At 43.3% G+C, this 13,365-nt stretch carries 7 protein-coding genes; 4 read left to right on the forward strand and 3 right to left on the reverse strand.

The genetic code is table 11. From position 1 onward, the window contains the following. Both AC1DQW_RS12865 and AC1DQW_RS12870 read right to left on the reverse strand, forming a co-directional pair. Positions 1–6,441 (reverse strand): beta strand repeat-containing protein (locus AC1DQW_RS12865; RefSeq protein ID WP_477454447.1); only part of this gene is annotated, 6,441 nt, incomplete at its 3' end. Between the two features lie 272 nt (positions 6,442–6,713). After that, positions 6,714–7,250, reverse strand: a complete 537-nt coding sequence (locus AC1DQW_RS12870; RefSeq protein WP_477454448.1) for a phage tail protein — start codon at positions 7,248–7,250, stop codon at positions 6,714–6,716. Between the two features lie 462 nt (positions 7,251–7,712). Here AC1DQW_RS12870 and AC1DQW_RS12875 point away from each other — a divergent pair, with 462 nt between their 5' ends. From AC1DQW_RS12875 to AC1DQW_RS12890, 4 genes are read left to right on the forward strand one after another with little or no spacing between them, the layout of a single operon-like run. Continuing rightward, positions 7,713–8,309: a hypothetical protein gene (locus AC1DQW_RS12875; protein ID WP_477454449.1), complete on the forward strand. Its 597-nt coding sequence runs from the start codon at positions 7,713–7,715 to the stop codon at positions 8,307–8,309. A 13-nt stretch (positions 8,310–8,322) separates the two neighbouring features. Then, entirely contained in the window at positions 8,323–8,979 is a 657-nt protein-coding gene (locus AC1DQW_RS12880) for a hypothetical protein (protein ID WP_477454450.1), read from the forward strand. After that, a complete protein-coding gene (locus AC1DQW_RS12885; protein ID WP_477454451.1) occupies positions 8,946–9,734 on the forward strand; it encodes a sensor histidine kinase in 789 nt (262 codons plus the stop codon). Before AC1DQW_RS12880 ends, AC1DQW_RS12885 begins: the two co-directional genes overlap by 34 nt. A 6-nt stretch (positions 9,735–9,740) precedes the next feature. Continuing rightward, positions 9,741–10,394, forward strand: a complete 654-nt coding sequence (locus AC1DQW_RS12890) for a response regulator (RefSeq protein ID WP_477420631.1) — start codon at positions 9,741–9,743, stop codon at positions 10,392–10,394. A gap of 72 nt (positions 10,395–10,466) precedes the next feature. Here the strand turns inward: AC1DQW_RS12890 and AC1DQW_RS12895 are convergent, their stop codons facing one another. Beyond that, on the reverse strand, positions 10,467–13,268 hold the full coding sequence (locus AC1DQW_RS12895) for an outer membrane beta-barrel family protein (RefSeq protein ID WP_477454452.1): 2,802 nt from the start codon (positions 13,266–13,268) through the stop codon (positions 10,467–10,469). Positions 13,269–13,365: the final 97 nt, after the last annotated feature.

Raw genomic sequence — 13,365 nt, forward strand, 5'->3', positions numbered from 1 at the left:
TGAGCCGTTCTTACTCACGGTTACGGTGTAAGTACGGGTGGCAATACCATCTTCGGCCGTTACCACAACGTTAATATCGGTGGTACCTGTAGTGTTAAGCGGCACTGTGGTTACTATCCCCGGTGTCGCAGCTATATTATTTACTGTAAAAGTTGCATGACTGTCACTCAAAGTTGCGCGCTGTTGTACACTGGTTGCAGAAAAACCTACAGATGTGGTGTAATGATCTGTCTTGCCTACCCTGGTCAATATAGCGCCATTTATAGTTAGCGATGTAAGGGATGCATCTGATGAGCCGTTCTTACTCACGGTTACGGTGTAAGTACGGGTAGTAATACCATCTTCAGCTGTAACAACAGTTGTTATTGTTGTTGTTCCCATACTGTTCAATATTATAGGGTTTGAAGTTGCCGCCGATAATACTAAGATGCCATTAACTTTGATGGTGGAACCGTCATCTTCAGCTGTAGCAATCTGCTGCACATTTATAGTTGATGAATTTACCAAAGCCGTGTAGTTGTCCGTTGTTCCCACTCTCACTATCGGCACCGATATTAGACTTATGGCCGATAGATTGGCATTATTAGAAATTGAAGCTTCCCTGGTTACTTTTAAAGTATACATTTTGCTGGTAATACCATCTTGCGCGGCAACCACGATAGTTATTACATTATCACCCACATTTAACGGTATATCCATTGTTCCGGTCACCCCATCCGGTGCTGTACCGTTTACCAGCAAAGTAGCGTTAGGATCATTAGAAAATGGAGAAAGCGTGATACTGCTTACCGTATTACTTACTGTAGCCGTATAGCTGGTTTTACCGGGCGCAAATACAGGGATTATCGTTCCAGTATTTATGTCCAGGCTGGCTAATGTTGCATCAGTGGATGCTGCGGCCCTGTTAACCGTTATCGTGTAGGTTTGGGTTGTGCTGCCATCTTCGGCAGTTACTACAACAGGTATAGCATTATCACCCTGGTTTAAAGTCACACCCAAACCAGCTCCCGAAACAACGGCCACCCCCCCTACCGTAACTACCGCGTTTGCATTGGTAGTGACCGGGGTTACTGTAATTAAACCTGTTGCATAATTTACGCCCATCGTGTAGGTATCTGTACCGCTGCTAAACACCGGACTAATAGCACCCGTACTCAGGCTTAGGCCGGCAAGAGTTGCATCGGCAGATGGTACTGCCCTGGTTATAGTTACAGTATATGTTTTGGTAGTACTACCATCCTGCGAGGTTATGGTTGTGGTTACTACGTTAGCGCCTGCATTTAACTGTATTAGTACTGATGGTGTACTGGCATTAATAGTGGTTGTATTACCTGCATTGGTTACGGTAATAATAGCGTTAGCTTCGGCTGTTGCCGGGGTAAAGTTGACGGACGATACATTACCCGCAACCGAAGCCGTGTAAATTACCGTGTTTCGGGAAAATGCGGGCGAAATAACGCCGCTGCTCAAAAGAATGTTACCAAGAAAAGCCTGGTTTGCCGACGGACGGAGCACATTTAAAGCATAGCTTGTAAAATTCACGCCATCTGGAGCTGTTACCCTTACAGTGATGCGTTGGTTGCCTACAAATAAAGCACTGTTGGTGTACGATGGAGTTGAAGCATCAATGGTTTGTCCGCCGGCATTTACGCTAACACCTGCTGCCGAAGCCACCGGCGTAACAGTAATAGCATTATCACTGCTGGCTACAACTACTGTATAACTTGTTGTACCCGGTGAAAAAGCGGGTGCAATGGCGCCTTTATCTACCGTTAACGAACTGAGCGTAACATCGGTAAACGGCAGCCTTATGGCATGTACTGTATAATATTGTGTATTAGAATTATCTGCCGCAGTTATGGCTATGGTAAATACATTATCGCCAACGGCTAATGGTAGGTTGTCTAATGAGCCGCTTGTTAAAGCATAGCCGTTCACTGTAATAACCGTACCTCCCGGGTCTGAGGCGTTAGGAATTAGCCTTATAGACGTTACATTATTAGGAATAGTAGCAGTAAGGTTATTAGCGGCTTGGTTAATGATAGCCGAATACCCCGCGTTACCGGAAAGGATAATATTAATCAAATTGGCATCTGATGAATAGGCCCGGTTGATGGTGATATTGTAGGTATTGTTACCCCCGCCAAAAGATAATACGTTTACCGGGATTACATTGGCGCCGCCCTGTAAGGCTACAAACCTTGATGTTCCTTTGGCTACGAACACTCCGCCCACCCTTAGTTCGGCATGGTCATCCTGTGCCACAGGTGCAATTACTACACCGGTTACACTTGGATCGCTAATAATCATCGTATAGTCATTCGTCGCCGCATCAAATACAGGAATTAGCGGTGTTATTGTCCCGTTGATATTCATCGTTAAGCTTTGCAGCAAATTATTTGTCGAGAAATTCCTTGTTACATTTACAGTGTAGGTTTTTTGGGTTGTTCCGTCGCCGGCAGTAACTACTATTTCTATAGGTTCAACTACCGAAAAGTATTGGAGCGTTATGGCATTGCCGTTGGTCGTATTTAAAGCCGTGCCGTTAATGGTTATCGTCGAGCCGTCGTTTGCAGCGACAGGGTTCAGTCTAAATGCTGTAACATCGCTGGTTAACGTAGTGTTATAGGTGTAAGTGCCACTGTCAAAAGGCACATCAAGCCCCGAAATGGTGGTCATTATACCCAGACCGACCAATGTTGCATCAGTCGATGTCGCCCTGGTTACGGTTATATTGTAGGCTCTTGGTGTTCCATTTTGTGCCGTTACGGTTACTGGTATCTGGTTATCACCTATAGCAAGTGCGCTGGTAAAAGCCGCTCCGGATGGGGCCGGCAAACCATCATGAGATCCGTAAGCAGTGGCATCAAAGGAGGGTGTAATATCGATGGATTTGGTTGCATTGCTCACCTGCACGGTATAGTTAAGGGTAGCGTTGTCAAAAGCAGGACTAAGCGAACCTGCACTCACCGCCAGGCTGTTCAGCAGGTTATTTGATGAGAAGGCGCGGTTAATAACCATGCCATAGTAATTTTGCGTAGTACCGTCTTGCGCGGTTACTATTAAATTGTATACATTATCGCCCAAATTAAGCGGCAGTGTAACCGGTGTACCCGACGTTACAGGATTGCCGTTGACTGTTATAGTGGCATTGGGTTCATGAACTACTGCGGTAACATCAAAACTGGTTATCGTATTAGCTACATTTGACCGGTATACATTGTATGCATCTGGTGTGGGCGTACCGGTGCTGATGTTAAAGCTATTTAATGTTGCATCTGACGAAGGCAGGCGGGTTACTGTAACATTATACGGGTTAGTGGTGGTACCATCCTGCGCGGTTACGTTTACCGGGATAACATTGGGGCCAACATTTAAAGAGATACTGCCCGATGATGTACCGGATATTACCTGGTTGCCATTAACCGTTACCCTGGCGTTAGCATCTGATAACGTTGGCGTTAAAGTTAACGACGTAATACCTGTTGCGACCGTTGCGGTATAATTATTAGTGCCCGATGCAAACGAGGGCGATAAACTACCCTGGCTGATAGCCAAACTACTCAGGTTGCCATTGGTTGATAAGAATATAGAAAACGCCGTGGCATTTGAAGCATCCTGCGCAATATTATAATTGGCCGAGCTTAAACCTGCGCCATCAATAGCGTATGTGCCAACCGGTGTACTTGTTGTTGCAGTTGTGTTAAAGCTAAGGGTACCGGTAGTAGCCGATGCCTGGGTATCGCCGTTTAAAAAGCCGGTTACTGTACCTGTTACCGATGGGTTGGCCGTATTAAACGCCCGGCTTGCCGGCGTGGCCACGTAACTCAGTGTATTTTTAGTGATGGTTAAGGCCGTATTGTTAGCTACGACAGCTGTTATGTTATAGTTGGTAGCTGATACGCCACTTAGCGTTATAGGATAACTGCCAACGCTGCTGGCTGTACCGGCCGTTGTGTTATAAACCGTGGTACCGATCAAAGCAGTTGCGGCAGTTTCGTTGTTTACGAAGCCGGTAATGGTGCCACTTAATGTAGGGTTAATTTCACCGTAACGTTTGGTGGCCGCCTGCGCCGTAAATGTTAAATTGGCCTTGGTTACGGTAAACGCGGTGGTGTTGGATGATGATGCAGAAAACGTGTAATTGAGCGCATCGAGGCCGCTTACTGTAATGGGATAAGCGCCAACCGGGCTACTAACTGTGGCAGTGGTAGTGTACGACAAAGAATTAAGTACCTGGTCAATCGTCTGACCGTTTGCCATACCGGTAAACACCACATTCAAGGACGGGTTTGCCGCACCATAAACCTTGGTTGCCGGTTGCGCGGTATAGGTAATAACAATTTTATTAAGCGTTAATGCCGTGTTATTTGCCGTAGCCTGTGCAAAGCTGTAATTGGCCGAGCTAAGCCCATTCCCGTTAATCCCATACTGGATAACCGTTGTGTTATTGGTAGTTACAGGAGATGTAGCATCGGCTGTCGAAGTAAAAACCATAGTACCGGTTGTAGCGGTTGCCTGGGTATCGCCGTTCACAAAGCCGGTTACGGAGCCTGTAAAGGTTGGGTTGGCGGCACCATAATTGCGCGATACAACATCAGCAGTATAAGTTAATACTGCTTTGTTTATAGTTAGTTGCTGGCTTACATTTGGTGCAGCAAGATAAGTGGTGTTACCGGCCTGTGCCGCCGTTATGTTCACCGTGCCAGTTCCTACTATATGTACCAGGCCCGTGCTTGATACCGTAGCTACATTATCATTATCGCTGGTATAGGTTACTGCCAGTGTGCTGCCGGATACCGCGCCCAAGGTAAAGTCTGCATCGCCGTAGGTTTTCGCCGTTAGTGCATTGAACGTAATGATTTGCGGGCTTTTATCTTTTGTAATAGTGGTTGTATAGGTTTTTGATGTTGTGCCATCCTGGGCCGTTACCACTGTAGTAATGGTGTTGCTGCCGGGGTTAAGGTTTATTGCGCCTGTGGCCGAACCCGAGGTGACTGCTATGTTGTTTACTTTTATAGTGGCATGAGACTCTTCTATCGTGGGGGTTACTGTTATCGTTGTTTTATCATAAGTGACGTTGGCTGTATAGCTTGTTGTGCCACTTGCGAAAGTTGGGCTTAATGTGACTGAACCGATGCTAAAGGCAGATAGGTTGGCATTATTGGATGTGGTGGAAACACTAACTACTTCACTATAGGCTGTACCTGCACTGCTTGTGGCATATGCCCTGACATTGTACGTGGTTGAAGGGCTAAGCCCTGTAACACTTGAAATAAACAAGCCGGTGCCCGTACCACCTGATACCTGCGTAACACCTCCGCCGCCAATTTCCGGCATAACTGCACTGCTGCTGTAGACGATACCGCGCGCTGTAACGGCCACATCGCTCAGCTTAACAGTATCAGTCACATTTACCGACGAGGCCGTTATACTGCCAAATATAGGTTTACTTAACACTGCACGTTGCGGAACAGCTATAAAGTTAACCGCCGCCACATTGGGATAAGTTGAAATATTAGTGACTAATGTAATCGCACCTGTAGTAAGATCAATAGACGTAACCTTTCTATCGGCCGGTGCCGCGCCGGCACCATCATAAACATATGCCCGGTTATTGCCGGCATCCATGGCAAAGGCATTTTCCGCTGCACCAATTGATCCCACTACTTTAGTATTAGTAACAAGATCCGGCGTTAAACTCCAGATGGCATCATCCGGCTTATTTGTTTTGTACGATCCGTCACTGGTAATATAATAAACCAAATTGGTTTGCGCATCATATTCTAAGCCGTAAGCTCCAAGCGTTATCACGAAACTTATTTTGGCCCCCGTTTTGAGATTAACGGCATAAATTTTTCTGTTGGTTCCGTATGAATCATAGATAAATACCCTATCGTGTGGAATATCGATGGCTAAATATGTAGGGCCGGGCGTAATCGAGCCCATCACCAGTGTTCCGGCGTTGTCGGTAGGTAATACTTTATAAAGTGCATCAGTTGCCTCAAGTACATTATTTGAACTTGCACCTGCCGTTATATAATATATATAACCACTTGTCGCATCATACCGCAGGCCAGCTATCTTGTCCGGTACCGGTATTGATTTAATTACCGCCTTAGTAGTTAAATTAATAATTTTAATGCTATAGCCTGTAGGTGCATACCCTTCACTTACAAATGCCCGGTTGTTTGGCAAATCGAGCGCTAAAAAAAGTGGTGTAGGACTAATGGAGCCTAAAATACTTGAAGCATTACTGCCATTGTAATCCATCTTAAAAAGAGCATCATTAGCAGTTGTGGTAGCACCGCTACCATCGTTAAAAGTATAATATACCTGGGCCTGGCTGCGGTCTGCTATTGATGCCAAAAGCAATAATAAAGCAAAAAAATATCGGCTATAACGCCCAAAATTCCTGTTAAGAAGTAAAAGTTTTTTCATAATAAGTTATTAATATTGTTATAGCTATCTGGGTAAAATTATTATTAATTCTTCCACGCCTCTTGCAATTCACTTTATAAGCAGTTCTATTGTCTACAATAACAGAATTCACTTTAATAACTATACGCAACCCACCCTGATACATTATAAAAGACATTGATAGATGATAGCCGATACTACACAACCCCTGTCTTAAAATAAGTCAGGGGTTGTATTTACTTTAGATTCCCTCTTCAATACATCGTATTAAAATCCGGTACAAATCATTACCACTATGGTCTTGGAGGGTAAATGCCTTCCAATGCAATGATGTAAGTAACCGCAAGCACTGGTTGTATTACACTAAAAGGTCGATTATCACCAGACGGTTGGATCATTTTAGGACTCATTTGCTGATTAGGATCAGCTGAAGAATAAGAACTGTAAAGCGTACCTGGTCCGGGGTCAATTGTTGAAGCCGGGACTCCTGCAGACGGTTGTATTAAGTCGCCGCCGCCCGAGAACGCGTTTACAACGTGACTATGTGCCGGCATTTGTGCAGCAGTTAATACTACATTTTCACTGCCGTTTCTCTGACCGAGGTAATAACCGGATGTATAGCCAGTACTAGCGCCTGCACTTACCGGAGCGCGGCCGCGCAAATCGGGCACGGCAAAGTTACTTGCGCCATCACCGCCATAATAGGTTTGGATAATCGAAAATAATTTATCCCACTGATCAATTCTTAGTAAACTGCCGTCGCAAAGCGCCCAGCCACGGGGGGCAAAATCGCCCGCAAACATTCTGATCTCGCCAATGTAAGGTTCCATAATAATAAGTTTTAGAGTTTAAATTAATAAGTTAGTTTTAGGGTATGATTTAGTTTATTTTGGTTTAATCGGTTAGTAAATATATGTCATTATATCAATTGAAAAATTTCATCTGTAGTTAATGTTCAAAACCAATTACCATGAACATCAGCTTAATTATTAATAGTTTATAATAATATACCATTGGTTAATTTAATTACAAATTCCAGTTAGTTATCACTATAACAAAGCATTATTATTACTGCCAGGTTATATTAAACAAGTATTAATACATGTAACAAAACCGTTACTTCATTTTCTTTGCTTTTGTATTACATCACAAATGTCTGTTATAGTTAAAAGGTAGTATAGGGTATAATCAGCTTTTTTAAAGGTGTTTTTTAGGGTAAAAAAAGGTTTAATATAGATGTTGTGTTTCTACGCATAATTAAGCACTTTCGATAAACTTAAATAATAATTATTATGACCCTAAAAATTACCCTAATTACCCTGGCTTTTGCCGCTATTGGTTTTAGCTCGTGCCAGCAAAAGCAGCAATCCGATGTCAGCGCTAATAAAATCGGCATCAACATTGATACCTTAAGCCTTCAAACAGCGCTGAGGTATGTAAAAAACTATAAAAAAAATGCCGGCACGGTTGATTCAGCCTTCGCTGATGCGCAAACTGTAGAGAGGACCTATAAAGGATCAAACACCAGGTGCATTTGGTTTAGTGTCGAGAGGCTACAGGCTCTTGTTGACACTATAATAAAGGAGAAGGGCGATGGCGTTCGTTTTTACCTGGCTACTTATGACAAATCTTACTCCGAAGATTTTAAGGGCGGCCATAAGCCTGAAAAACAATACTGGGGTTATAATACATTGGTAATGGTATCAACAAAAAAAGACAGCACTTCAGGCAAGATAATCCACCAGGATTACTACGGCAAAAAAAACCAACAGGGTCAAAATGGTGGCCAGCAAGGCTTTATTGTCGGCACTACCCCCGAAAATCGCGGTGAACAATGCCCGCCACCAGCTACCTGTAAAGGTGCAACCCTATTGCTATTAGGCAACTAATCCAACAAAACAAATGATGTTCATCACCATAAATACCGGGTGTGAATTTATATGCTTCCTGGCTGCCCTTATCTTTTTAATAAAAGATAAGGATACAGCCTGGAAGCTGTTTATCCCATACCTGCTGCTAACCTGCCTTGTCGAAATTACCGGTGTATACATGCGTAAAGTAGTACACGTGCCTAATTATAACCTGTACAACGCTTTTTTAATGTTTGAATGTGGCGTTACCAGCTATACACTTTATAACTTATATAAACCGTTTAAAAATACAGGTAAATGGCTTATTGCCTGGTATGTATTCTTTATAGCGATGTGCACAACTGAGCTGGTGATGACCCATTTTAAAGCATTTGTTTCCATAACGGCAATCGTTATGTCGGTTGTATTTGTACTGGCAAGCCTGTATTATTACTATCTTAAACTGATGGATGAAAACTTTGAGCGGCTTTCATTTTCGGCACCGTTCTGGTGGGTGAGCGGAGCGTTATTTTTTTACTTCGGCAGTACTACCTGCAACATATTTTTTGATTACCTTTCAAGTTTAAAACCTATCAATAACCAGCTTTCCATACGGTACTATATCTTTATTTTACTAAACATAACACTATACTCTTTTTGGTCATACGCTTTTTTATGCAGATATCTTCGCAGGAAATCATCTTCCTGATAGGGTTAACTTCCCTAATTTTTTTAATTGCCCCCCTGTTCCTCATCATTTACGTAGTTTCATACAACCGTAAAAAAAAGAAACATCAGGAGGAGAAGCTACTGCTGCAAAAAACATTTGAGAATGAGTTGCTTAAAACCCAGATAGAAGTACAGGAGCAAACCCTTAAAACCATCGCTTACGACTTACACGATAATATAGGGCAGTTGCTGAGTATTACTACTATCACCCTAAGTTCTATCGACCTTGACAATAAGGACAAAACGGCCGAAAAACTGGCTTTTGTTGAAGATCTTACAACCCGGTCAATCAAAGAAGTAAAAGCCTTGTCGCGCCTGTTACACGGTGAAGAACTGGTAAACCGTGGACTGGCCGCGGCTATTGAATTTGAACTGGAATGGCTGCAGCGATCAGACAAGTTTAAGATCAATTTCGATAAGCGAAATTTCAACACATTTAATGCCTATAGCGGTAAAGAAACCATCCTTTTCCGGCTGTTCCAGGAGATTATAAATAACATCATACAGCATGCCAAAGCAACCGAAATATTTATAACTTTAGAGCAGATTGAAAATTCATTTAAGTTAACAATCCGCGATAACGGGAAAGGTTTTGATGTTGAAGAAACGCTGAAACGAAAAAACGGGATGGGCCTGCACAACATCACCAAACGGGCGGCCATGATAAATGGCATAACCTCCATTAACTCAGCGGCCGGAAATGGATCTGAAATTATTGTAACCATACCCTACTAAATATTGATGTACGCCGATAAAATAGATATAGCCATTGTTGATGACCATACCCTTTTCAGACAGGGCCTGGTGAGCCTGCTTACCGATTCGGGCAAAATTAACGTGATCTTTGATGCCGAGAATGGCCAGGATATGATCCAGAAACTACCGCGCCATCCCCTGCCCGAAGTGATCCTGATGGACATTACCATGCCGCAGATGGATGGATATGAAAGCACCAAATGGATCAAAGAAAAGCACCCCCAGATTAAAGTACTGGCCTTAAGTATGTTTGAGGAAGACAAACCCATCATCGGGATGCTAAAAAGCGGCGCCGGCGGCTACATGCTTAAACAATCCAGGGCATCCGATCTGGTTGATGCTATTACCGGTATTGCTAAACAATCGTTTTATATTAATGAACTTGTAAGCGGGAAACTATTACGCAACATACAAAACAGCCAGCCTGTAAACGCACAACAAATAGAGGTAAATGCCAACGAGCTGAAGTTCCTGGAGCTATGCTGCAGCGACCTTACTTACAAGCAAATTGCAGATATGATGAACCTTAGCCCGCATACTATTGATAACTATCGCGAAGCGCTGTTTCAAAAGTTTGAAACAAAATCAAGAACCGGGCTGGTGATAGCGGCGTTGAAGCAGGATTTAATAAAGATATAAGCGGCTTTTTTAAATTAACCCCAAGTCATGAACTTGTTTCGCATGACTTTTTTATTGTTTAAACCCTGCCACCTACTCTATAAAACTACCGTCCCCTCTCCTCTTCATTCTTTGGCCACGGCGCATTGGTGTGCCGCTCCATTTTTGGAGGTTTAGTTTTGCGCTGAACATAAAATAACGGCTTTGCGCATTACTGAGTGTGTTGGTTACCGAGTTTTCGGTTGTAACCTGGCTAACAAAGTTATTTTGCTTTAAAATATCAAATACCTGGAAAGTAAGGGTGAGGTTACGGCGCTTAAAAAATTGCTGTTCAATGTAAGCGTTAATAACCAATGGGTTGCGGGTAAGATTTTGCGATATCCCTTTTACAAAGTTTTTATTGGCGCTGTAACCAAAAGTAGCAGTGCGCCCCGTAAGGAAATAAAATTTACCATCGACAGCCAAAGCCGTGGTACTGATATTGGTATTTACCGAGTGGGGCAGCGTGAAATATGATTTGGCCACATCATAGGAAACGTATGGGTTAATTTCTACCGATTCGCTTGGATTTATTTGCGGGCCTAAGCGCTCATTAAAGTGCCAGGTTGTGGTAAAGTTTTGCACGTTGTTACTCATTGATATGCCATGCCCATAATTGATGGTACCATTAAGCGAGAGGTTATATTTCCTATCGTCCAGCTGTTTCGAAATATTGTAATTGCCACCAATGGTATAACTGCCATTTAGGTTAATATAGCGCGTTTCGTTTTTTAAGGCGCCAAGGGTGTCGGCTATCTGCACCGTATTAGTAACTATCTGATTTTTAATAAAGCTTACGTTGGCATTGGCCGATACATTAAATTTTGAATCGACTATGTAATTATTGTATTGCAGGTTGATGGAGTTACGGAACGATGGCTTTAAATCGGGATTACCAACAACCGGGTTTTGCGGGTTTGACTCATCGCGCACAGGCTGAATCTGGGTAAATGAGGGTTCCTGGGGGCTACCAGAATAGTTCACCGAAAAACGTTCCTGTTTTGACCATATATACTGGAACCGCGCTATCGGGATTAAATTAAAATTGCTGCGGTGTGTGCTTACAATGCCGCCGCTAACTTTTGTACCATCCAATACCGTAGGCACACCCGTAACACCTAATGAAACACTGTACTTTTTTTGATTTATGCGGTAATTGAGGGCTAAGCGTGTTTCGGTGAATGAATATTTAAAAACGTTACTCAATGAATCAACCAGGTTCCTGTTCCCAACTGAATCGATATTAAAGGTATAGGCCTGGTTATCATAGCCGCGCGAATTTACCTGCGCGTTAAACTCCAGTTGTGATACATCACTCAGCGGTTCAACATAGGTAAAACTTGTCCTGAAATTTTTGCTCAGGTTGCTCCGGCTGATATGGCGGTTTACTAACGAATCTTTTAAAACGTGATTGGTAGAATCCTGGTAGTAAATAATGTTATTGTCCTGCTCGTTAACAGTTTCATTATCCGACCTGTTGTAGCTTACCTGCAACGACAGGTTGCGCTTCGGTTTTTTAAACAAATGCTGATAAAACACAATAGCCCCCCAACTGGGCACGGTATTATTACTGCCGGTTAATCCCAAAATATCCTGATGCATAAGGCCGGTTTTAAAACTTTGAGATGTGTTTGTTGAATTTACACCCGAGTAACTAAAACTGGGGGTTACTTTTAAGTAATGGGCGCTATCAATATTATACTCCAGCTCCAGGTTTACATTATGGGTTTTGTTATTATTTTGCGAATTGGAGTTCCTGATAAAGTTGGTTGTACCCCGTGTGCTGAACTGCTGTCCATCGCTATGGTTAATGGAATTAACATCCCTGAAATTATAATTATAACTGGTATTGATCTGGATCTTTTTGGTTAGATAGCTGCGATAGCTGATATTAGGACCGCCTGTTTTTGTTGTTCCCCCGCTTCCGCCCCCACTACCGCCGGTAACACCGTTCACTGTATTTACAAAGCCGCCTACAAGTCCTATCTGTTCGTTACCATTCAACCGCTGAAAAAACAGGCGGGTATCGTACCTCTCATCGCTACCAGCGCCGGCAGTTAAACGCCCTGTATTCCCTACCGATCTATCGGCCCTCGTGGTAATGTTCAATACCTTTTGAGGGTCGCCGTCTTTGATGCCCGTACGGGCTGCCTGGTCGCCGTAATCATCGATGATCTGTACTTTCTCCACAATATCGGCTGGCAGGTTTTTAATGGCCTGTGCTACATCGCCACCTATATAATCCTTACCATTTAGCCTGGCCTTTACCACTGCCTGCCCCTGGTGCGTTACTGTACCATCTTTGGCAACTTCAACGCCTTCCATTTTTTTAATCAGCTCATCAACAGTAGCATTAGGACGTACTTTATAATCACTGGCGCGATATTCAACCGTATCGGTTTTGTAGGTAATACTGGGCCCTCCGTTTACAACAACCTCCCCAAGCATATGCGATTGCGGTTTTAAAATAAAGGGATCAAGCGATAAGCTGCGCGATTCATCATTGTTCAGCATCTTACGGATAACAGACTGATAACCAACACTGGTAACCGTTATTACAAATATGGCCGATTTAATTTTCCTGAGAACAAATTTACCCGTTGGGCCGGTAATGGTAACCACACTATCAGTAGCTGATACCAGTTTTACGGTTGCCCCTTCCATCTTTTTATCAGCGGTATCTTTCACTACACCGGTAACCTCCCTGAATGGTAAAGGTCCTTTTTGTTCCTTCGGCCGCCGCTGTTGAAAATTGCCATAATTGCCACTATTTCCATTGCCGCCTCCCCGGCGGTTTTGGGCATAGGATATGCTGGCAAGCGCAATCATAATTAGCAGGAGTACAGGTTTTTTCATGGTAAGGCAGATACACTGGGTTAAATCTTAAGTTCTAAGTCGGAAGTCTTAAGTTCCAAGGCAAAAGTCTTCCTGACTTAAGACCTCCGACCTGGAA

The sequence above is a fragment of the Mucilaginibacter sp. P5_A4 genome (genome assembly GCF_056400605.1).

Coding starts and splice junctions, on each gene's coding strand:
- AC1DQW_RS12890 (WP_477420631.1), top strand. CDS start 9,741: ATGTACGCCGATAAAATAGATATAGCCATTGTTGATGACCATACCCTT.
- AC1DQW_RS12895 (WP_477454452.1), bottom strand. CDS start 13,268: ATGAAAAAACCTGTACTCCTGCTAATTATGATTGCGCTTGCCAGCATA.
- AC1DQW_RS12880 (WP_477454450.1), top strand. CDS start 8,323: ATGATGTTCATCACCATAAATACCGGGTGTGAATTTATATGCTTCCTG.
- AC1DQW_RS12875 (WP_477454449.1), top strand. CDS start 7,713: ATGACCCTAAAAATTACCCTAATTACCCTGGCTTTTGCCGCTATTGGT.
- AC1DQW_RS12885 (WP_477454451.1), top strand. CDS start 8,946: ATGCAGATATCTTCGCAGGAAATCATCTTCCTGATAGGGTTAACTTCC.
- AC1DQW_RS12870 (WP_477454448.1), bottom strand. CDS start 7,250: ATGGAACCTTACATTGGCGAGATCAGAATGTTTGCGGGCGATTTTGCC.